Source organism: Brevibacillus sp. HB1.3, assembly GCF_013186635.1.
Taxonomy (GTDB): Bacteria; Bacillota; Bacilli; order Brevibacillales; family Brevibacillaceae; genus Brevibacillus; species Brevibacillus brevis_D.
Window position 1 is genome coordinate 79,533 of the sequence record NZ_JABMIT010000007.1, and the last position, 21,545, is coordinate 101,077.

17 protein-coding genes and 2 pseudogenes are annotated in these 21,545 nt (G+C 44.6%); 5 read left to right on the forward strand and 14 right to left on the reverse strand.

What is annotated here, in order from left to right:
- Positions 1 to 3: 3 nt before the first annotated feature.
- From HPY31_RS17475 to HPY31_RS29215, 6 genes and pseudogenes are all read right to left on the reverse strand, one after another.
- Positions 4 to 1,152, reverse strand: coding sequence for an ABC transporter permease (locus tag HPY31_RS17475; protein WP_172141747.1), 1,149 nt, complete (start codon positions 1,150 to 1,152; stop codon positions 4 to 6).
- Complete coding sequence (locus HPY31_RS17480; protein ID WP_172141748.1) at positions 1,149 to 2,279, reverse strand: ABC transporter permease; 1,131 nt, start codon at positions 2,277 to 2,279, stop codon at positions 1,149 to 1,151. The genes HPY31_RS17475 and HPY31_RS17480 overlap by 4 nt, the downstream gene beginning before the upstream one ends.
- Before the next feature lie 15 nt (positions 2,280 to 2,294).
- Complete coding sequence (locus HPY31_RS17485) at positions 2,295 to 3,233, reverse strand: ABC transporter ATP-binding protein (protein WP_016741158.1); 939 nt, start codon at positions 3,231 to 3,233, stop codon at positions 2,295 to 2,297.
- A 118-nt stretch (positions 3,234 to 3,351) separates the two neighbouring features.
- On the reverse strand, positions 3,352 to 4,467 hold the full coding sequence (locus tag HPY31_RS17490) for a sensor histidine kinase (protein WP_172141749.1): 1,116 nt from the start codon (positions 4,465 to 4,467) through the stop codon (positions 3,352 to 3,354).
- Positions 4,468 to 4,483: 16 nt separating this feature from the next.
- Positions 4,484 to 4,705: pseudogene (locus HPY31_RS29210) on the reverse strand (response regulator transcription factor); the annotation flags it as partial.
- Positions 4,706 to 4,773: 68 nt separating this feature from the next.
- Positions 4,774 to 5,134 (reverse strand): annotated as a pseudogene (locus HPY31_RS29215) (response regulator); the annotation flags it as partial.
- Between the two features lie 316 nt (positions 5,135 to 5,450).
- Between HPY31_RS29215 and HPY31_RS17500 the strand changes: the two are divergent.
- The 4 genes from HPY31_RS17500 to HPY31_RS17515 all read left to right on the forward strand — a co-directional run bounded on the left by HPY31_RS17500 (position 5,451) and on the right by HPY31_RS17515 (position 9,277).
- Positions 5,451 to 6,236: a class I SAM-dependent methyltransferase gene (locus tag HPY31_RS17500; protein ID WP_172141751.1), complete on the forward strand. Its 786-nt coding sequence runs from the start codon at positions 5,451 to 5,453 to the stop codon at positions 6,234 to 6,236.
- A gap of 146 nt (positions 6,237 to 6,382) precedes the next feature.
- Positions 6,383 to 6,994, forward strand: coding sequence for a TetR/AcrR family transcriptional regulator (locus HPY31_RS17505; RefSeq protein ID WP_172141752.1), 612 nt, complete (start codon positions 6,383 to 6,385; stop codon positions 6,992 to 6,994).
- A gap of 22 nt (positions 6,995 to 7,016) precedes the next feature.
- Complete coding sequence (locus tag HPY31_RS17510) at positions 7,017 to 8,321, forward strand: MFS transporter (protein ID WP_172141753.1); 1,305 nt, start codon at positions 7,017 to 7,019, stop codon at positions 8,319 to 8,321.
- Positions 8,322 to 8,416: 95 nt separating this feature from the next.
- Positions 8,417 to 9,277, forward strand: a complete 861-nt coding sequence (locus HPY31_RS17515; RefSeq protein WP_172141754.1) for a copper amine oxidase N-terminal domain-containing protein — start codon at positions 8,417 to 8,419, stop codon at positions 9,275 to 9,277.
- Between the two features lie 304 nt (positions 9,278 to 9,581).
- Here HPY31_RS17515 and HPY31_RS28855 read toward each other — a convergent pair whose 3' ends face one another.
- The 5 genes from HPY31_RS28855 to HPY31_RS17540 all read right to left on the reverse strand — a co-directional run bounded on the left by HPY31_RS28855 (position 9,582) and on the right by HPY31_RS17540 (position 13,508).
- On the reverse strand, positions 9,582 to 9,761 hold the full coding sequence (locus HPY31_RS28855; protein ID WP_253901848.1) for a hypothetical protein: 180 nt from the start codon (positions 9,759 to 9,761) through the stop codon (positions 9,582 to 9,584).
- 52 nt (positions 9,762 to 9,813) lie between these two features.
- On the reverse strand, positions 9,814 to 10,689 hold the full coding sequence (locus HPY31_RS17525) for a radical SAM/SPASM domain-containing protein (RefSeq protein WP_172141756.1): 876 nt from the start codon (positions 10,687 to 10,689) through the stop codon (positions 9,814 to 9,816).
- 103 nt (positions 10,690 to 10,792) lie between these two features.
- The gene (locus HPY31_RS17530) at positions 10,793 to 11,368 is read right to left on the reverse strand and encodes a GNAT family N-acetyltransferase (protein ID WP_172141757.1); all 576 of its coding nucleotides are present in this window, start codon (positions 11,366 to 11,368) and stop codon (positions 10,793 to 10,795) included.
- Between the two features lie 119 nt (positions 11,369 to 11,487).
- Complete coding sequence (locus HPY31_RS17535; protein WP_172141758.1) at positions 11,488 to 12,150, reverse strand: CPBP family intramembrane glutamic endopeptidase; 663 nt, start codon at positions 12,148 to 12,150, stop codon at positions 11,488 to 11,490.
- 143 nt (positions 12,151 to 12,293) lie between these two features.
- The gene (locus tag HPY31_RS17540; protein ID WP_172141759.1) at positions 12,294 to 13,508 is read right to left on the reverse strand and encodes a NupC/NupG family nucleoside CNT transporter; all 1,215 of its coding nucleotides are present in this window, start codon (positions 13,506 to 13,508) and stop codon (positions 12,294 to 12,296) included.
- A gap of 398 nt (positions 13,509 to 13,906) precedes the next feature.
- On the opposite strand from HPY31_RS17540, the gene HPY31_RS17545 reads away from it, so the two are divergent.
- Positions 13,907 to 15,232 (forward strand): esterase-like activity of phytase family protein, encoded by a 1,326-nt coding sequence (locus tag HPY31_RS17545; protein WP_253901849.1) that lies wholly within the window; start codon positions 13,907 to 13,909, stop codon positions 15,230 to 15,232.
- A 61-nt stretch (positions 15,233 to 15,293) separates the two neighbouring features.
- Here HPY31_RS17545 and HPY31_RS17550 read toward each other — a convergent pair whose 3' ends face one another.
- The 3 genes from HPY31_RS17550 to HPY31_RS17560 all read right to left on the reverse strand — a co-directional run bounded on the left by HPY31_RS17550 (position 15,294) and on the right by HPY31_RS17560 (position 21,525).
- The gene (locus HPY31_RS17550; RefSeq protein WP_172141760.1) at positions 15,294 to 15,728 is read right to left on the reverse strand and encodes a HEAT repeat domain-containing protein; all 435 of its coding nucleotides are present in this window, start codon (positions 15,726 to 15,728) and stop codon (positions 15,294 to 15,296) included.
- A 525-nt stretch (positions 15,729 to 16,253) separates the two neighbouring features.
- Positions 16,254 to 16,754: an SMI1/KNR4 family protein gene (locus tag HPY31_RS17555; RefSeq protein ID WP_172141761.1), complete on the reverse strand. Its 501-nt coding sequence runs from the start codon at positions 16,752 to 16,754 to the stop codon at positions 16,254 to 16,256.
- Between the two features lie 13 nt (positions 16,755 to 16,767).
- A complete protein-coding gene (locus tag HPY31_RS17560) occupies positions 16,768 to 21,525 on the reverse strand; it encodes an Ig-like domain-containing protein (protein ID WP_172141762.1) in 4,758 nt (1,585 codons plus the stop codon).
- Positions 21,526 to 21,545: the final 20 nt, after the last annotated feature.

Here is a 21,545-nt window from a genome sequence, read left to right on the forward strand (position 1 = left end):
TTCTCACACAAACTGCCTGCTATCGTTATTCCGCCCAAACCGATAGATGGCGATCAAGGCAAAAACCGTAGCGAATGCGAGCAAAATAGCTATGTTCAAATACAAGCTCCCCAGACTATACCCTTGTTGAAGCTTATTCACCGCATCGAGCAACCAATGCTGAGGCAAGAATGTTGAAATTTTGCGCACGGTGTCCGGCATGATTTCCATTGGAAAGAAACAGCCGGCCAGGAGGCATGACGGTACAATGATCAGGTTGGAAATCGCTCCAGCACCTGCTCTACTCTTCGCAAAGGCAACAGTCATCAGAGAAAGGGCGATAGCTCCCAGCGCAAACACGAACAACGGCAAAATCATTTGAACATACGAGACGCCTGCATCTATGCCAAAGACGTTTTTCATGACGAGCAAGGTCACGATGATTTGCAGCAGTAAAATAAACATGTTGACGATAATATTCGAGAATACATAGGATCTAGCCGACATCGGCGAAGAAAGGAGGCGCAAAAAGGTGCGATTCTCTTTTTCTTTTAAAATGATCTCTGACATGTTCACCGCAGAAAACATCATGAACATAATGAGGAATCCAATCGATTGATTCGTCATGCGCGTCACATTTGATGTGTCTTGAAGCGTTACCGTATGGAGCTTGTAGCTCTGCTCTTGGTAGGCCGTATACAGCTTCGTGAACTTTGCCTCATCCGCCTGTGCCGTTTTTCCAATCGCGGCAAGATTGCCGATATAACTATGCAGCATGGCCTTCACGTAGGCAGTTACCTGTTCACCCTTTACGGATACCATGTTCAAGTGTGCCGGCGTTCCTTTTCGAACACTAGCAGCATACCCGGACTCAAAAACAATTCCGCTATCCAGCTCACCTGAAACGATTTGTTCGCGCATCGTTTGTTCGTCGATGACTGTGACTTTGACAGATTCCAATCTCTCGATAAACTGGATCGTGTCCTGCGTGATCACCTGGTCCCCATCCTGATTGATAATTCCTACATGGATCGTGCCGCTACCTGCATTGCTGTACAGGGTAAGAGACAGTAGGACCCCAGCGATCGGCAAACCCAAGTAAGTGAACCAGCTTTTTTTACTCCGAAACGTCTCCATCAGCGTTTTCCGAATTAGCCATAGCATTTCATTCATACGAAAGCACCCTCCCGTCTGCGCATCGTGATAACAGAAACGATGATGAACGCCGTAGCGATGCTCACATTCATCGCAATCGCAAACCATGCGCCTCTCGTATTGTCTGTGTAAATGATTTGCATCAGACCTGTATTTGCCCAGTGAAGGGGAGAGAATTTGGACAGGAGGCCGAAGAAACCAGTTGATTGATCAACGGGAAAATAGGCACCGCCTACAAAGGAGGCGACCTGCGTAAAAATATTGTTGATTGACCTTACCCCTTCGCCTTTGAAAAGAAAGCTGATCCCCAGACCCAGGCTGACCGCAAGCAACACCTCTGTCAAAAGCACAAGGATCACCATTCCGTAGTGGTTGCCCCAATCTGCTTGGAACACGAACTTGCTGACTACGAACACGACAAGCACGAAAAACAGATTGACGAACGTACTGCCGATAATTTTGCCAGTAAAAATGACACCTTTGCTGACAGGTGCTGCCATTAATCGTGTGGATGTTTTGTTCGTTCGCTCTCCAGTGAATAAATAACTCGCTGAGAACATCGAGTAGAGCGCAACCATCGTCGTCATCGCAATCGCGTAATAGTCGATTGCCCCCGGTTTTTTATTGGGATTCAAGGTCGTTTCATGAATAAAATCATCACGCTGTTCGATACCCTTGACTATTGCCGAACCCGATTCGGGATCTACCTGATAAGCTGCAGATGCGAGCGAGTACCGATCTGCAAAAACGGTTAGCATCCCCGCGAGGATATTGCTTCCTATCGCATTCTTGCTGCTTCCATAAAACTCAATCCCCGTATCGCTCACGACTGCGTACCCCGTATAACGATCCGCGCGAACTTCCTCCTGCCCATCCATGCCAGAACTTACTTCCGCGACCTCCACTCCTTTATCACCCAATGCTTTGATAAACGAGTTCCACGCTGTAGACAATTGCGCATTCGTCCCGTTGCTTTTATACAGCAAGCGCATGTCTTCTACAGTCCTCGTATCGTCGAATGCGTTGGAAAGGGCGGAGCCTAATATCAGCATCAGGATGACGGGAAGTGCTAGCATAAACATAAACGTTCTTTTTTCGCGAAGGCTGGACTTAATTTCTTTTACAGCAATATTCCATATGTTCATGGCAAAGCCCCTCCTCTAGTCTCGCAAGTTTCGACCGGTTAAGGTCAAGAACACAGTCTCCAGATTCGGCGCTTGCTCTTCAACGGAGCGGATTTCTACCTGATCCTTGATGAATTGTTGAATGATCCGGTTCAGGTTGTTGATCTCCGTTTTCGATACGATTTTGATCGTATTCTCTTCTTGAAGCACCGCATTCACACCAGGAATCGCCTTAATACCTTCGAGGTCTAATGGTTCATCTGCTCTGACCCCAATCCAAATTTCCTTTGCGTCAGTAATAATCGCTTTTAGCTCCTCTTTCGATCCTTCTGCGATGACTTTTCCATGATCGACAATGGCAATGCGGGTGCAGATTTCTTCGACTTCCTCCATGTAATGGCTCGTATAAATGATCGTGCAGCCCATGTCGTTTAGCTTGCGTACCGAATTCAAGATATAATTGCGCGAATGAGGGTCAATCCCGACAGTAGGTTCGTCCATGATGATCAGCTTCGGCCGATGGGCAATGGCACAGGCGATGTTTAACCGACGCTTCATCCCGCCAGAAAAGTTTTTGGGAAAGCTGGTAGCTTTGTCACCGAGACCTACGAATTCAAGCGCCTCCTCCGTCCGTTCGCGAAGCAGTGATCCACGCAGTCCGTACAAACCAGCAAAAAACCTCACATTTTCATAGGCAGTCATATCCTCGTAGATGGCGATATCTTGTGGCACGATGCCGATGTTCATTTTGGCGAATTTGCTGTGCTTCTCAATGTTTTTTCCCAGCAGGGTAATCTCGCCCTTTGTTACGCGCAGCAGGGAGGCGATCATATTGATAGTCGTGCTCTTTCCCGCTCCGTTGGCCCCCAAAAAACCAAAGATTTCTCCTTCACGCACATTCAGAGACATATTGTCGACGGCGACGAAATCACCGAATTTTTTCGTTAACTGACGAATTTCCAATACATGACTCACGCAACTCACTCCCTTCGTGGTTATGTCTGCATTGTAATAAAAAAGGATGCCCCTATGTCAGTGCATAAGTTCATCCTTCGGCACATGAGATTTCTCATGTTGTTTCCCATGATTTTTTTCATTCGTTGCGATAAGGTAGCAGAGTGGTCACGCTAAAGCCTCGCGTACCGTCTACAATCACTGTTCCTCCAGCGGAAGCGGCTCTCTCCTCCATCCCGAGAATGCCAAGCCCTTTTACAACCTTTTCTGCGCCGGCCCCATTGTCGGTAACCACTGCTTTAATGAATGTATTCAGCACCCGTACCTCTAGGGAAATCACTGTCGCCTTCGCATATTTGAGTGCATTCGTGACCGCTTCCGTCGCATTTTGCTGGATGATTTTCCACTGAATCGGTGTAATGACATCGATGTCCCCGTTAAAAGTAAGCGTGGCTGTCACTGTCTCTCTCGCAGACAGCTCATCGACAAACAACCGGAGTCGATTGATTCCCAGCTCCTCCGGCCGTGGCTTCACATCCTTGAGTGTTACTCTGATTCGCTCCAGCCCTTCCTTCGATATTGCGATCGCATTGCGAAGTAGCTCGGATGCCTTGTCCTGATCAGTCGCCATCAGCAGTCGTGACGCTTCCATCTGAATGAGCGCACCTGCCACCGCATGCCCCACATCGTCGTGAATTTGTTGAGAAAGGCGATTGCGCTCCTCCAATTGAATCGTATAGGTTGACTGGCGGAAGTATTCGCTGCTCTCGTTCAAGGAGCGGGTCAGGCTTTGTAAATCCTCCCTCAGCTTCTCCCGTTCTGCCTCTAATCTACGAAGCTTGTCAGTTAGCATGCTGCCACATCTATACAGCAAAAAGCTAAGAAAGGCCATTAGTAAATACAAGGGCACCCATTCAGGCAAAACAATAAACAAAGGCAACAGCATACCTCCAAATACGACCACCCTCTGCTTACTCACCAAGAATACGATCTCCAAAATGTGGACTGGCAAGAGCAGCACAAATAACGGGTCCAACACAAGTGTACTTGCTACCACGAACACGATGGATAGCCCCATAAATAATTGCTTATGATTCCTCTTTTTCACAATGAGAATAGTGAGATTACTAGCCAAATACAACAGGTACACAAGAATTTGCCACGGGTCCATTTCAGAAGTGGGATGAACCAGAAAAGAAGTCACGATGATAAACCCGAGCACCGCTGCCTTATTCGCCATTGTCCATAACTCCATCGGTAGTAACCTCCTTTCAGTCAGACATGTTTGTTTCGCCCGTCAAATAATAGATGGCGATCTGCGTACGGTGTTCAAGCGCTGTTTTATTCAAGATGGAAGTAATGTAATTCGCAACGGTTCCCTCGGAAATGAACAGCTTCTTAGCGATTTCTTTGTTCGATAGCCCTTTGGCGATCTGCTTCATGACATCGAGCTCCCGTTCCGTAAATAAGCTTTTGTCGATTTTGCTTTCGGTAGGGATGTCTGCTGTCGCTTTGGGAGACGGGGTAGTGGACACGGTATCCGCCGCGTTCCTCCCTGTAGTCAGGTTCAATTTGATCTTATCCAGCACGACATCCTGCAGCACATGATGGTTGTTATAGACACTCTTGATGGCATCTCGGATGCGGTTAGGATCATTGTTTTTCAATAAATAACCGCGTGCCCCCGCTTGAATGGCTTCGAGGACAAACTCGTCATCGTCAAACGTAGTCAAAATGAGTGGTCTGACTGTAGTTTCCGTAGTCAGTACACGAGTCGCTTCCACTCCATTCATGTTCGGCATCCGAACGTCCAAAAGCGCGACGTCTACCTCGTTCTGTTTGCAAAACGCCACCGCCTCGACCCCATCCTCCACACTTCCGACTACTTCAAACTCCGCAAAGCTCGTCAGGATGATTTTCATGCCTTCCCGTATAAACGAATTGTCGTCTGCGATCAACACTTTGATTTTCAAAGCAGCTTGCCTCCCGTCGAACAGACCCTCGACCGCATAAAGAGCGGACGTATATTTTTTTCCCAATATTACCACTGTCCTGCTTTGCTTCACAATTGTAGAATCTCGCCCCAATGGTTCTTACTTTCCGGTCAACATGGAAAAATTAACACTCCGAAAATATATAGACACGAATCATATGTGTCAGTATGATATATTACCTAAGCCCTCTTACCAACCTATCGGGGCCAATTTTTTGAATGGAATACTCTATGGAGGGGAATTTGTGGAAACAGCACAACTAAATAAAACGGCTTGGAACACCGGGGCTTACCAAGCGTGGCTGAAACGCTTTGGAACACCTGCTGAGGCAGCGGTCAAAATTCAAGAAGACCCCCAAAAGCGAATCGGCAAAGTATATGAGCACATGGGCGACATTCGCGGCAAAAAGATTATCAATTTACTCGGTTCAAATGGAAACAAAGCCGTTGCGCTCGCCTTGCTAGGTGCCGACGTGACCATCGCCGATTTCTCTTCTGAGAATGAGCAGTACGCCAAAGAACTGGCCGCATCTGCCGGTGTTGACCTGACTTACATCGTTTCGGATGTATTGCAGCTCCCTCCAGATGTATTGTCTGGTGAGTATGATCTCGTTTTTATGGAATTCGGTATTCTTCATTACTTTTTAGACTTAACCGAATTATTCCAGGTGGTCAACTCGCTCCTGCGAAAAGGCGGCGTGCTCGTCCTCCAAGATTTCCATCCGGTATCTACAAAACTCATCTCCTCACGCGGAACGACTGCGAATATTCGCAAACATAAAGTAACAGGCGATTATTTCGATACCTCGCTTGAGGAAAAGGACATTGCTTTCTCCAAATTCCTCTCGAACGACACAAATGTCGCTGAATCAAAAGTATTGTTGCGCAATTGGACATTAGGAGAAATTGTTACGGCCATTGCGAGCAAAGGGCTTTGCTTAAAAATGCTGGAAGAGCTACCGAATCTCTCCTCGGAGGTTTTTGACAAGGGAATCCCGAAAACCTTTACGATTATCGCCGAGAAAATATAATGAACGATTGCCATCATCTTATTACATTCCTACTACCGAACAGAGGAGGATTTCCCTTCTCTTTTTCTTTTGCACGCTTATAGACTGACGGTCAGTCATATGATAATCTTTATCCAACCACTTACTGACAACCGAAGGAGGCGCCGATGAAAAGAATCGTGAAAGACCCCACAACACGGCGAGCAGAAATATTGGAAGCCGCCGGAGAGCTATTTCGAAATCAGGGCTATGCCCATACAACCGTGGATGCCATCATTCGAAAGGTGGGCGTAGCGAAAGGAACCTTTTATTACTACTTCAAATCGAAGGAAGAAATCCTTGAAGCATTTGTCCAATCCATGGTCGATACGCTTTGCGAAGAATATAAAAAAATCGCAGCTGACTCTACCTTACCCGTCATGGAAAAGGTTCGCCAGATGCTGCGCAGCCAAAGCTACCACATCGACAAGCAAGCCGAATGGATGGAAAGCTTGCATCGCCCTGAAAACAGAGAGCTTCACGAGCGCTTGAACATTGCCATTATCTTAAAAATTTCTCCTGTTCTTGCGCAAGTCATTGAACAAGGAAAGAAAGAAGCTGTCTTTCATGTCGAGAATGCTTTGGAGACCGTTCAGTTCCTCCTTGCTGGCTCGCAATTTTTGTTGGAATCAGGCATTTTTCATTGGGAGCAAGAGGAGCAGACAAAACGATTACAAGCCATGCAGGTGATTATTGAACGATCGCTAGGAGCTGCCCCGGGGTCCTTCTCGTTTCTATAATGGCTGAAAAGGAGGAAAGACAATGAATGCTCATGATAAAGCCTTTCGCAGATTTCTGGTCATTTGGTCAGGGCAGTTGCTTTCAGCTATCGGTAGTGGACTTACCGCTTTTGCCTTGGGTGTCTTTGTTTTTCAGCAGACCCAATCTACCATGAGCTATTCGTTCATCATTCTCTTCTCTTTTCTCCCCTCCTTCCTTTTACTCCCCTTTAGCGGGGTGCTGGCAGACAGATTTGACCGCAAGAAAATGATGATCATTGGCGATATTGGCTCCATAGCTGGTATCTTGTTCATCTTGCTTGTCATGCTCTCCGGGCGTATGGAATTATGGCACATCTATTTGGGGGTCGGCATCAGCTCGCTCTCTGCCGCTATCCTAAACCCAGCCTATAAAGCAGCCGTCTCCGATCTGGTTTCGGAAGAGATGTACTCACAGGCAAGCGGGCTCATCCAACTGGCAAGCTCCGCTCAATATCTTATTTCCCCACTGGTAGCAGGGCTTCTTCTCAGTACTTTTGATATCCAGCTCGTCTTACTTATCGACATGATGACCTTCCTTTTAGCTGTCGGCGCCGTGCTCATGATTATGAAACACGATACCACTCCCCAGAAACATGAGCGACAGAGCTTTTTTCGCGAAATGTCTGAAGCCTTCCACTATCTTCTTTCAAAGAAAGGCGTTTTCTTGTTCGTTCTGTTAATGTCTGTCGTGTGTTTTTACATCGGGCTGCTGCAATCGCTTTTTGGGCCTATGATGCTGACATTAACTGATTCCAAGACGCTCGGTATCGCTCTCTCTGTATCTGCATCGGGTATGCTCGTCAGCAGCCTTTTGATCGGACTCTTCGGTATGGGAAAAAGAAAGGTATTCATGCTGTCCTTCTCTCTCGTACTTGCTGGCTTGTTTTACGCCTTGATGGGTGTATTTCCTTCCGTTTGGCTGATTATGGTTTTTGGCTTCCTCTTTTTCATCACGCTTCCCTTTGTGAACACCAGCCTCGAGGTTCTCATCCGAACGAATGTAGAGAATGAATGGCAAGGCAGAGTGTGGTCGATGATCACGGCTATTTCACAAATCGGATTCGTGCTGGCATTTGGGTCGGCAGGATTTTTGGCGGACCATGTATTCAATCCGTTGTTTGATCCAGATCAATTGCTGGGCCAAACGGTCGGTCAGGTCATCGGAACGGGGGCGGGCCGAGGAATAGGCTTTCTATTTATCCTCTCTGGCCTACTTGTGGCTCTACTGGGAATCATAATCGGACGTATGAGGAAAATACGGGATTTGGAAGGAATGTCACTGCAAGGGAACTATTCGCACAAATAAAAATATTTTCTCAAAACCTATGCAACCTATTCATATTTTCCTCCGTCTTGAATGTCGAGTTCATGAGACTTACACCTAGAAGGAGGAAGATTCAAATGAAAAAAGCAATATCTACTTCGTTGGTTGCTATTCTGCTCGCAACCAGTGTACCTGCTGCACTGGCGGCTAACCTGGAGAGCAAAGGAAATGGAAAAGGCAAGCCCGAAGTAAAGGCAGAAGCAAAAGATAAATCGAAAGAAACTTCTGTCAAAGAATCTGATACCGATACAGATAGCGACGATGAGAACTCAACCGAAGCTAGCACAGAAACCAACATCAAAGACGTAAAGTTGAAAAAACAGCTAATCGAGCTTCGCCAAGAGCTCAAGCATACGGCTGAAATCACGGAAGATCAAAAAGCGAAATACGAGCAACTGGTAGCTGATCTGGAAAAAACCACTGACAAGCATGGAGCTTTGGACGTACAGCTTGAACTTCTTCAGCGCACGTACCAAAAAGGAGACCACACACCCTTCCAAAAGCTTGGAGAACTCCTTGAGGATACAGGCTCGACTGAAGTGAAAGCATTCGTAGATGGAAAGCAGGTAAAAGCGGATGTGGCACCGTTTGTAAAGGGTGGAAGAGCTTTGGTGCCTGTGCGTGCGATCAGCTCCGCATTGAAAGCGGAAGTGAACTGGAAGCCAGAGACTCGTAGCGTAGAAATTACGCGTGGCGAAAAATCCATCACGCTGTACCTCGATAAAAAAGAAGCAACGGTAGACGGGAAAACCATTTCTCTGGACACTGCACCTGTCCTGAAAAATGGGCGTGTCTTCCTGCCTCTGCGCTTCATCAGTGAACAACTGAACGCGGAAGTAAAATGGCAAGAAGAAGGCAAAATCGTCATCATTGACGACCTTCAAGCCCCTAAAGAATCCGAGCAGGATACAGACCCCAAAGATACATCTGCAAAGTAATACAACAAGAAGTCTTCATTTGACATAGAAAAAAGATAGTGGTTCTCATTGGCTCCTCTTGGCTATGAGATCCGCTATCTTTTTTTATGTTTACCATTACTTTTGCCCATGAGTTTGTGGGGGGATAGCGGCATCCGCCATTTTTCAATGCCTGAAAACAAGCTTTTATCCCCTACAGTTCGTCCAGTCATGTCCAAGCGGCATTCATAAAATATGGTATGAACACGAAGGAGGTGGATGTATGTCTTGTGGTTGTAAGGATCGAGAAAAAAAACACGAGCTTGAAAACAATTGTGATACAGACTTAGACAGGGATTTCGATAGAGACGTGGACGAAGATTTTGAACGCGACCATGATCGTTGTGGTTGTCGACGCCGCCGTCGTCGCTGCCGGTTTTGTTGCTTCTTCCGTCGCAGACGTCGCCGCTGTCGTTTTTGTTTCTTCTTCCGTCGCAGGCGTCGCCGCCGTTGTTAGTAGTGACATTTTAAAGATGAACGAAACGTCCGAATCATTTGACCCGGACGTTTTGCTTTTGCTACGCTCCAAACCTCTGGCGGTACCCGCATCTTCTGCATAATTCCTCGACAGCTTCCCTGCGAGAGAATCCCTCAATCAGATTATTGGCCCGCTCGCCATCCACAATGTCGGTGAAGGAAGTCTGATTGATATTCCCCAGATTAATAACCCCTTCCCCATCGAGACAACACGGCACAACGGTTCCATTTTCGAGAATCGCCGCTTGCGTGCGCAGTCCATGGCAAAAGCCTTTTCCATCATCTTCAGGCGCTGTCAGACTCGGCCACTGGAATTCGTAATCTTGGTTCAAATAAACGCGATCGTCGATTTTCACCCCACTGCCCGGCATTACTTTCTCTTCAATACGATAGTCCAGCCCAAACTCTTTCTCAATCACTTCGAGCGTCTGGCGGTTTCTACTCTTTTGAATGTTCGTAGCGTTGTCCTGTGTCAAATTCCACAGACGGAAAGAAAAAATCACCTGATGCTCCTGCGCTTCCCGAACAAATGAAAGAATTTCGCGCAAATAACCTTCACGGTCGGTTGAGCCGATATGTCCGTCAAAGCTGTGAAGTGAGAAATTCATTTGTCGGAGCGCAGGCTTGCCCAGCAATTTATGCCGATTTTTCGCAATGAGTGTACCATTCGTGGTGATATTGACCTTGAAGCCTTTCTCATGACTGATATCGAGCAGCTCATCAATTTTGGGATGCAGAAGCGGTTCCCCTTTGACGTGCAGGTAAATGTAATCAGTGTGCGGTTTGATCTCATCCAGCCTTTTCGCAAAGTCTTCTACTTTAATAAAACTTTTACCGCGTTCCGTTGGCGGACAAAAGGTACAGGCGAGATTGCAAACGCTAGTGATTTCTATATAGACTTTTTTAAAGTTTTTCAAGATGTTTTCCCCATTCCAGATGCCTATGATTGATCATACCCATCATAGTAACATAGGAGGGCTTTTACAGGTAACGGTGTATTCTGGTGGTTTGGACGAAATCTCACGTTCCTTTTTCATAGTCCTCTTTCAGCATTCCGTAAATCTCCAGATCCACAATCCCTTTGCCCGACCACAGCGTTGCTTGTCTAAGCGTTCCTTCCTTCATGAAGCCATTCTTCAACAATACTTTTTTAGAGGTCTCATTCGGAGGCATCACTTCCGCCTGTATTCTGTTGACGTTGACATCCATGAACAAAAAGTGGAGCAATAGGCTTACTGCTTCTGTCGCAACCCCTTTTCCCCAATGCGCTTCGGACAAAAAGTAGCCAATCGTCACCATGTTTACCTTTTGATGAAAGTCGAAAGCTTCCATAATACCAAGCAAGTGATCGGGGTTTTCATTGGCGAATATCCCCCATTTGATCTTGGATTTTTTCAAATAGTCTCTCTCAAAATGCCCGATCATGCTTTTCACTGTCGCTTTATTATGCTTGGGGATAATCCCGCAGTATGTAAATACATGGTCATTGTTGTAGATTTCAAATACTTCGTCCAAATGCTGCTCTTCGATTTTCTTCAAGGTGAGCCGATCTGATTTTAGAATGGGAAACTGGTTAAACAGTACGTCAACGTTCATGATTTCAGCTCCATCTTTTGATATTCTCTACCTTCTTAATTTTTCCAACAGGGCTCGTTTTCCTTCTTATCCACCTAATAGAAAAAAGGTATGGAAGCTCGCCTCCATACCCGCGTCATTCATTTCAAGAATAGTAGATAAACAGCCATAATCCCTGAATCTGCAAGGATATGACTGACGATTGAACCCATCAGTGAGTTGCTCTTGTCCCGCATATATCCCCAAATCATTCCCGCCAAAAAGACTGGTAAAATCATCGCGATATTATACGGCCAGCTAAACAAAGGAATGATGGAGAGGAAATGATACAGACTGTAAAACAATGACGTCAGCAAAATCATGGTTCGCTTTGTTCGTCTTCCTTCCAGCTTTTTAAATAAATATCCTCTCCAGTAGATTTCCTCAAGAAACGGATTGATCACGAGCAAAACAAGGATGAGCCAAACGACAAGATTGCCTGAGAAATCCCATTGTACCAATAAAATTTGCAGATCATCCTTATCAAACAACGCGCTGTGAAAGAAATATCCTGCAACAATCATGATAAGAAAGAAAAGAAGTCCAGTCCAAATGCCGTGATACATATTGGGGCGGTTGATTCTCAATCCCATTTGCCTGAATGTGTCCCGCCACGTGTTTCCTTTCAAAACGATCATGTCTACAAACGGAACCGCAAACAGCCACCCGTAAAACAGCAAAAACGTGACTGGGACGCTACTCATGACTTGTAATCCCAAAAAGATCATGAGCGTTGGCCCTAGAAATAACAGAACATGCTTCATCGTATCCCCACCAAATCATGGCTTGTTTTAACTAACAAGATTGTAGCGAGGAACACCAAAAGCGAGTAGTACTAACTTCACGTAGTACCAAAAAAAGAGGGCATGGATCACTCCAGCCCTCGTCCTTATTTTTACCCACTCACCTAAATGAGCATGCCTGCAATCGCCGCGCTCAACAGATTCGCCAAGGTTGCTGCAACTACTGCACGCAAGCCCATCTCCGCTAGGTCTGATCTTCTTGACGGAGCAAAGCCGCCCAAGCCGCCAATGACCATCGCCAGCGCAGCCAGATTGGCAAAGCCGCAAAGGGCAAAGCTGATGATCACCACACTTTTTTGCGACAAATTCGCAATCTCAGGGGCAAAAGCCGTGTACGCGACAAATTCGTTGAGGACAATCTTTTGCCCGATGAAAGAACCGGCCTTTAGCGCTTCCTCCCATGGAACCCCGATCATAAAAGCAATCGGCGCGAACAGGTAGCCTAATATATGCTCAAGCGTCAGCGCTTCTATTCCCACTAACCCGCCAAGCCAGCCAATAATCGAATTCAGCAAGAAAATCAACGAGATAAACGCGAGCAATAACGCACCGACACCAGCCGCTACTTTTAACCCGTCCGAGGCTCCACGAGCAGCTGCATCGATGACGTTCCTGGACTCTGTATCTTTCATGACTTCCACATGCTCCACTCTGTGTGGCTGCTCTGTCTCCGGCATGATAATTTTCGCAAGCAACAAACCACCCGGCGCTCCCATGAACGCTGCTGCCAGCAAATACTCAATCGGAACACCAAGCATCGCATACCCACCGATAACCGAACCCGAAACGCACGCAAGTCCACCTGTCATTACAGCAAACAGCTCAGACTTGGTCATTTTCTCAATATAAGGCTTTACGACAAGTGGCGCCTCAATCGGGCCCAAGAAAATATTTGCAGAGGCTGACATCGATTCGGTTTCGCTCGTTTTGAGCACCCGAGACAAAAATCCACCAATTATTTTCGTAGCCCACTGCATAATACCGAGATAATACAGGACCGAAATCAAGGATGAGAAAAAGATAATAATCGGCAATACTTGCAGGGCAAATGTAAAGCCTGCATTCTGTGCACCCAGTATCCCGCCAAACAAGAACTGAATTCCGGCATTCGTCGAATTAATGATGCTTTGAACAATCGACCCCAAGTACTCCAGAAGCTTTTTCCCAAAATCCCATTTCAGTACGACTAAAGCAAAAATAAACTGAATCGCAAACGCGCCAATGACCGTCCTCGGATGAATCGCTCTGCGATTTTTCGAAAACGCAAAGGCTATTAAAAAAATTCCCAGAATGCCGAGAACTCCCCATATGTATTGCATGAACATATCCTTTCTGTATCGCCAGCTGTGTCGATTTCGCTACTTCTGTCATGTACCGTTCGGCCTTGGCTAGCACTTTCTGTGTTAACTGTTTGCACCTTTACAAGTCACTATTCCAACAAATGTTGTGGTTAATACATCCAAAGCAAGACCCATCCAAAAATAATACTAAAGTTTTACTAAAAAATATATAACCACATTGAAAAATACACAGTCAATAGACGAAAAAGAGGCTATCCCTTCTGGACGGCCTCCATGTATGACGGCACCGAACTTGCTAGCAGCATCTTATATTAGTACTTTTTACAAAACCATCATTTTATCTTCATATTTTCCCAATATAGTTCAGGTAGTCTAACAAAAGCGGTTTACTACGTCGTTTTTTCATTCGGAGGGATATGATGAAGATTCACTTTCAAAAGAAAAGCTTGCTGATCGCAACAATGACGGCTCTATCCTTGATCGGAACACAAGGGGCAGGTGCAACTCAAAGTGTAACGGAAGCACCCGTTGTAGCCGAAATTCATGAATGGAAGAATCCTCCTGTTCTCGCTGAAGGTATTAAAGAAGGCGGTTTCTCCGGTCTCGTGCATCTCCCTAACGATCCTCCTTCTATCTTTTATACACTGGCTGACCGTGGACCAAATGGGCAATACGGCAAGGACGAGCTGCGTACGTTCCCTGACCAAAACTACACACCACGCTTGTACAAAATCAAAGTAGAGAACGGAAACATTCATGTTTTGGAGACCATCAAGCTGCATTTGCCACAGGGCAAAATCGATGTTTTTACGAAGACTGCCTATATCAGTGGATTGCCGAACCTCGCTGGCCCTGATGAAGTTCCCTACGATGTAACGGGGACAAAAAAGATTAGTTACGATCCAGACGGTTTGGATTTGGAAGGCATCGCTTACAACCCGGTGGACGATACTTTTTGGTTATCCGACGAATACCGCCCATCCATCATTCAAGTAAAGCGTGACGGCACGATCCTGGGCCGCTATGTACCAAAAGGCTCCAAAGAAGCCTTGGTTGCAGCAGGTGCAAAGATGGAGATTTTTGATACGCTACCAGCCGTCTATTCCAAGCGCATTGCAAACCGTGGCTTCGAAGGTGTCACCATCTCGCCAGACGGCAAGTTCTTGTATACTTCGATCCAAAGTCCGATGGCACTCCCTGATAAAAAGACAGGCGAAGCTTCCCGTAATCTCCGCATTTTAAAGATGGATCTCGCTACCAAGAAAGTCGTAGGCGAGTACATGTACATCGCAGAGAACGCGAAAGACTTCGTGAAAGTAAAACAGAAAGACGTCGTCATCAGCGACTTGGCAGCACTCAGTCAGGATGTGTTACTGATTGACGAGCGAGATAAAAATGCCGGTGCAGACGCACAAATTAAGCGAATTTACAGAGCAGATTTCTCGAAAGCAACCAATCTACTCCGTACACCAACAAGTGAGCATGACTTCGAAAAACTCACCGTCGCCCAAGTGAAAGAAAAAGGAATTGTGCCTGTTACCAAGGAATTGCTGGTGGATGTAGCCAAGCTGAATTATCCGCATGAAAAGCTGGAAGGACTAGCGATTGTGGATAAAAATACGATTGCCATTGTGAATGACAATGATTTTGGCGTTGATGGCTATGATGAGAAGGGCAAGATTAAGATTAATAGCAATCCTACGCAGATGTATGTGATTAAAGTCGGTAAGGAATTGAAATAAGAAACAAAAGAAGAAGTCCTACACTTTTAAAAAGTGGCAGGGCTTCTTCTTTCCAACATAACTATAACGACGCCCAGGTGTTTTCCAGCCACTGATCAAAATCAGCACCTTTTTCTCCCTCGTACGTATCATAGATATCGCTTCTCATTTTTTGCAGTTTCTCTTTGAATTCCTCGAGCGTATGATCTTTTGGTAAGCTTTTCTTAATTCTTACCAAGGCTTTCGTTGCTCCTTTGATCAAGTCGCCTTTTTTCTGAGCAGGTAATCGAGCAGCTTCCCCAAAGGCTTTCAGTTTTTGAAAAGCAGCCTCTTGCACTTTGTATACCGTATCGTTTTCCATGATTCTCGTCAGTAATTTCATTGTTTCTTCATGCTTCCACTGACCCAATTCTTCAACAGCCTCTAAACGCTCTCTCCAATTCGATGTTCGATTGGCAGCCTTTTTTAATTCCTCAAAATTCGGAGGAAACTCATTTTTGATGACAGTTTTATTCACGTAATCTATCTCCTTTGGGCTTTGATCATTCTATTAGACTACATTCTCACGGCAAATACCATTGACTCACCTATAAAATCTTCGAAAGCCTAACATTTTATAGTTCTGTTACCTTCCAACCATGAATTAAATGAATGGTATTTCCTCAGTCAATCACATGCTCAACTGGAGAAAAGGCGGTTACTACATTGTTTGCGGTCAGAACCCAAAAAATACCCCTCTCTGGGTTGCGCCAGCATGATTGTGGAATTGACGTACATAATAAGCTCTTGGCGGGCGTCTCTATAGATAGTTCACGGAACAAAAAGATAATTCTGACGTTTCTACCAGTACTGGTTACAATATGATTTTCAATCCCATTCATGCACATTTCTATTGTTGTATAAAGAAATGTCAGCGTGCATGTACGAAGTATGGTTCAACCACTTTTATTTTGAACCAACCAGTCTGTGTAAATAGTATGAGGAAAAGCCTCGCGGTTGATCTATGTCCACGAGGCTTTTCACTAGGCATTCTTATTTTCAATTAATACAGCTTCGATAAAAATTCAGTAAATGTTGAAGCAATTGGGGTGATGGCTTCTCTTTGCCATTCTTCTAGGGATTTTTCTTCTAGTTCTTGCTCGTCCAGATCTCTTTCCGAAACCATATATTCGTGGTCAGCAAAAACAACAATTGGTTCAGCTTGCTTTCCATTGACATAATCAAAGCAGATAGAACCACCTCCTGCATCGTATCCGATAGGAATCACTCCATCAGGTAGAGAGTCCTTTGTTTGCTCATATGCTAGCAATATACGGTAACTACCTACCTTTTTACTAAGGCTAAAGAATGAATTAAACACTTTTCCTTCTACTCGTCCGTAATCAAATCGGCATGGAACTGGTGCTCCTGCATTATTCTCAAGCATACACTCTACGAAATCTTTCGGAAAGCGTACCCCTATTGCAAATTCAACTTCTTCGATATCTTGAATGTCTATCTTTTCTGTGCAACATTCAAATGTAACATGATTAGCATTTTCCATACACATTCCTCCGTTATTTCCTCTTTGATCCTCCCCAAATAGCATTTCCCCCAGTATGGGTCACTGATCGATGCACATGCAATGGGATTAATTCTATCTTCCCTTCAACTTGATGGTGATGCCATGTGTAATTAGCGATTCTCCCCTGATTTTTGCCTGCTGCTGCTTGATCTATTAACTTCTTTTCTTCAGCAGTAAATGTCCCTTTTACCTTTGAACTACCTGAATCGATTGCTGCCTTCAACTGTTTTGAAGCTTCTATGAATTGGACGTCATCCTTAGCTAAGTATAGTTTTTTGTCGATTTGTGCCGTAAATCTTACATAATCCTCAAAAATTGGGAACCCAATAACATCGAACCTAGGTATTCCAGGACCATGCAAAGGACGTCCGGCTAAATCCTTGTTGATAATTCTCGGTGAACCCCATGGTTTGTTTAGATAAATATTTACTATATCAACAGTTCTTCTAAATTCTACTGCGCTGCTATACCCTTCTACTCGTCCTCCTGTACTTACTAAATAGTCTTCCACTGTCTCAAAGTTTTTGGGAACCACTTCTTTTATAACAACAGAAGGTTTACCTTTCGCATTTTTAAACTCCACCTTTTTTATGATACCGTCTCTGGTTATTTTTCTAGTAGATGGCTTTGCTGGATTATTAGGTCCATACTCTTTTATAAATAATGCAGCGATGCATTCCCCTTGAATAAGCTCATTCTCATCTGCTCCATTTTTAATTAGCTTCTTAAAGAACCCAGCGCCTCTTCCATTAGCTGCTACTACATTTGGATCAATGTGGATGAGCCACCATTGTAACTCTCTTTTTAGATCAACATAATGAGAATTGTATTTTATCGGCCCTGGAATGTCAGCTTCATTTAACAAATCAATTCTCTTTTTAATTACTAAGCTTCTCCACGGAAGCTGATCCAGATTAAGTTCATACCATGACCAATCTACATTATATTTTGGTTTTAAAGTAATAAAAGCCCAACTATCTTCAATCGGAATATACATCCCAGCGTTTTTGATCGGATCATTATCACAACATGTTTTCGGATCATAATTGAAATGCTTGTTGCTCACAGGGGGCTTCGTAGTCTTTTGTGGCTTCGATCCTTTACTGAGAGTAAATGCGACTATTTCGTCTTGAGACGTTTCATGTTCCGTAACCGCAGTCTCTTTTAAAGGATTTCCTTCCACATCCGTATAACCCATTTCATACCCATCGAGCAATCCATCGCCATCCGAATCTTTTCCATCGATGACACCATCACCATCGGAATCTTCAAGAGATGTAGACAGAACGACACGTTCCATCGTCCCTAGTCGAATTCCTTCTTTTTCTACACGATCGGGAATACCATCTTGATCGATATCCTCCTGAGCCATTACCCCATTCCAGATGGATGTCAGGATTGGAACTGACTGTGTGACATCTTGCAGATCACTTTCTGCGTATTGTCCTCCTGTCTGTTCAGCCAATTGTTGCAGAGTCCATTCTCCGCTACCCATCTCATTCGATGTCCAATACGTATAAATCATGATTTGATTTTCATTCGCCTTGGCAATCGCATTAGCTAAGTTTGGATCTGCGAGATGCTGTTCTTTCGAAGCAACCAGCAGCACTTTCCATTTGTTTTTCAATGCAGCATTTGCTGCTAATTGGTCGATAGCGCTGGAGATGTAAGATGGATTTACTGGTTGATTTGAAAAAACTTGTCCTTGGACCAAATCAGCCGGGATATTTGTTGAGCGTATTGCTTCTTCCACCTTATTCCGCTCAATGGTTCCGTAGTTGAAAATACTCTGGTTTCCTACTGCATAGGTAGTGGCAAGCGCAAAGTTCTCGATTTTCCCACGAATGACTGTAGGCTTCCCTGGATCATATGGTGTTTCCAGAAGTTTGTTCCACTCTTCTTCATTTACCAATACATAGTAGCCATATTTATCGCCAGTCGCTGTAATCGTACGATCTGCTTCATTAATTTGAGTATTAGGAAGTTTTCTCAAAAGCTGCTTTTCTTTGTCATAGTACATAACAGCCAGTTTTTGCAAATCGAGATGGTTCCACTTCTCATTTAAGGTGAAATCGAGGGTTACTTGTTCAAAATCTTCACTTACATCTAGGTTAACCGGGTGTCCAATCATATGAGGCGTATTTCTCACAAATGGATTCTCAAATGCATCTGATACCATGGTGTTTTCACTTGATTGTGGAAACCCATCCATCGTAACCTTTGGAATCACCCCAGCTGCTTCAAAGCTTTGTTGTTCATCTTCATTTATCTCAATTTTCTCGGTCATCCTGATTTTGGAATCAGGCTGACCGTCACCGTCACTATCCTCACGTAACGGATTTAAACCCAGATCGATTTCTCGTTTGTCTGATATTCCATCCCTATCCGTATCCCAATGAGTAGGAGAAGTATGGTACTTGTTTACTTCATCACCATCGGGGATTAAATCATTATCTGTATCTGCATTTTCAAAATTGGTGCCTAGTCTAGCTTCTTCTATGTTAGACAAGCCATCCTGATCTTGATCCGCCTCGGAATCCGGTATTCCATCACCATCGGAATCTGCTTGTGTTGGGTCCAGGTTATACTCAATCTCTTCCTTGTCACTAAGTCCATCCTGATCAGTATCTGCTGAGTAGATGTCCGTTTTGTAAGTAAGCTCAATCAAATCAGGGATACCATCGTTATCGGTATCAGTTTTCAAGTTCTCAATCTTATAATTGAGTCCATAGAAAGCTAGCAGATTCGACCCAATATCCATCAGATTCTGTATTTTTTCAAATGGCTGGACGATCGTTCCATTCTTAAATTCCTCAAGTACCCCTCCCCATGATGCCTGAAACTCTTCGAGATCCTTTAAATAACCTGGATCAACGGATTCACCCGCTTTAGAGAGATTGTCCGCATATTGAGCAGCATCTTCTTTGATTGCTTCCAACTGTTGCAATTCAAGCATGAGCAAATCAGTAATGTTGCCCAATAACATGTCCTGCTCTTTATTCGATAAGTCTTGATCGTGCTCATTTTTATATGCGGCAAGCAAGTTAAACAGATTCAGTTGCGAGTGAGAGACTTCCGTTCCACTGTACCGATTGTCGGAAATCATATTTTCTGAGATTGCCTTCTCGTATGATTTAATATATCTAGCAAGTCTCTTACTAGAACTATCAGTAACTACCTTCCCCTCATGGTCAGTAAACGTAACTTCTTCATCTGGCAACTCTTCTTGAAGTTCATTGAGATTGTCTAAAATCCGATACGGGTTCAAGTTGTACCAGTTGTACTCTTCTCCTACCCTCTTCAATACTTCCGCCCATTCAGAAGCTTCTTGTACGACCACATTTGTAGATGCGGTAAAGCCACCATCTTCGGATGTAACTGTTACGGTTGCATTTCCTACGGCCTTGGCAGTTATCTTGCCCGTTGAATCAACGACTACAATTGATTCATCACTGGAGGTCCATTTTACTTGTTTATTCGTTGCATTCTCTGGTTGAAAAGCAACTTTTACTTGCTCCTCAGCTCCGAGCGACATCAAAAGATTACTCTTCTCAAGAGAAATTCCGGTTAAGGGAACAGCGGTATTATAGACGAGAACGTCTATCTCCAACTTTTGCTCTTGATAGCTAATGGCAATTTTCGCAGTTCCTTCTTTCAGACCTGTGATGATTCCCAATTCACTGATTGTTGCTATTGTTTCATCGCTGATTTGATAAGTAGCTTTGTCTGTAACCTCAACAACTGTGGAATCTGGATAATGTGCTTGGATTCGTAACTGTTGTGTTGCCCCAGTCAGGACTGAAACAGCTACTGGATCAGCACTAATAGCTGTCGGCAGTTGATCCTCTTGTTTTAATGTTTTTACTCGAATGGTTGCTGGTTCACTAGCCCCTTGCTCGTTTTTTGCAAGGAGAGTGTACACATACTCGGTTTCTGGCTGTAGATCTTTATCGGCAAATCTTGTTTCGTTACCAGTAAAGACAACTACATCATCTCGTTTTAATTCATAAGAGGCAGCATTCTTAACTTCGTTCCACTCCAGTACAATCCGCGTCGCTTTCGGATCTGCCTTTAGATTGGCAGGCGTACTCGGAAGCTCAGCTACTGGTTCCTCCTCCTGGTATTCCAGGCGGAAGTCGTCTAAAAATAACGCCCCTTCTCCTCCGTCTTCAGTGGCTTTTAGCTGTGCATAAATTTGCGCGTAGCTCACACCGGTAGGAGTAGTTACTACTTCCTTCACAGACACGTATTCGTCTAATTTTTCATCTGTAAGATCAACGCTCTTCCTATCCAGACTGTTTCCTTCGGCGTCAAAAAATTCGATACCGACCTGTAAGGTAGATTGACTAAGCGATGCAATGTTTACATCTCCACTCAGCCGATACTTTTTATCGCTATCTACCTTAACTTTTTGAACAATTTTCGTACCTTTATCTTTTGCCATACCCGTTGCTTCTACTTTTTGGGCATATTTTCCGGAATCAACAGGAGATTCTACTACTTGAAAATCTCCTGTTACGTCCGTATCATTTTCGACATCCCATTTGTCTGCAATGCCTTTATCCCCTGAATAATCCTCGAAGTTTCCATTTTTCAACAGGTTATTCTCTGCGCCTTCTATAGCAGCAGCGATTACTCTATCACTCAGCTTTCTAGCTTCTGCAGTAGAAACAAACGGAAGCACTAAACCCGCTACCAAACTGATATTGGAAACTATGATGAGCCACTTTTGATAAGCCTTTTTCTTCAATAGACTCGTCTCCTATCTGT

Coding starts and splice junctions, on each gene's coding strand:
- HPY31_RS17505 (WP_172141752.1), top strand. CDS start 6,383: ATGAAAAGAATCGTGAAAGACCCCACAACACGGCGAGCAGAAATATTG.
- HPY31_RS17475 (WP_172141747.1), bottom strand. CDS start 1,152: ATGAATGAAATGCTATGGCTAATTCGGAAAACGCTGATGGAGACGTTT.
- HPY31_RS17540 (WP_172141759.1), bottom strand. CDS start 13,508: ATGCAATACATATGGGGAGTTCTCGGCATTCTGGGAATTTTTTTAATA.
- HPY31_RS17535 (WP_172141758.1), bottom strand. CDS start 12,150: ATGAAGCATGTTCTGTTATTTCTAGGGCCAACGCTCATGATCTTTTTG.
- HPY31_RS17545 (WP_253901849.1), top strand. CDS start 13,907: ATGATGAAGATTCACTTTCAAAAGAAAAGCTTGCTGATCGCAACAATG.
- HPY31_RS17480 (WP_172141748.1), bottom strand. CDS start 2,279: ATGAACATATGGAATATTGCTGTAAAAGAAATTAAGTCCAGCCTTCGC.
- HPY31_RS17510 (WP_172141753.1), top strand. CDS start 7,017: ATGAATGCTCATGATAAAGCCTTTCGCAGATTTCTGGTCATTTGGTCA.
- HPY31_RS17555 (WP_172141761.1), bottom strand. CDS start 16,754: ATGGAAAATGCTAATCATGTTACATTTGAATGTTGCACAGAAAAGATA.
- HPY31_RS17530 (WP_172141757.1), bottom strand. CDS start 11,368: ATGAACGTTGACGTACTGTTTAACCAGTTTCCCATTCTAAAATCAGAT.
- HPY31_RS17515 (WP_172141754.1), top strand. CDS start 8,417: ATGAAAAAAGCAATATCTACTTCGTTGGTTGCTATTCTGCTCGCAACC.
- HPY31_RS17490 (WP_172141749.1), bottom strand. CDS start 4,467: ATGGAGTTATGGACAATGGCGAATAAGGCAGCGGTGCTCGGGTTTATC.
- HPY31_RS28855 (WP_253901848.1), bottom strand. CDS start 9,761: ATGTCACTACTAACAACGGCGGCGACGCCTGCGACGGAAGAAGAAACA.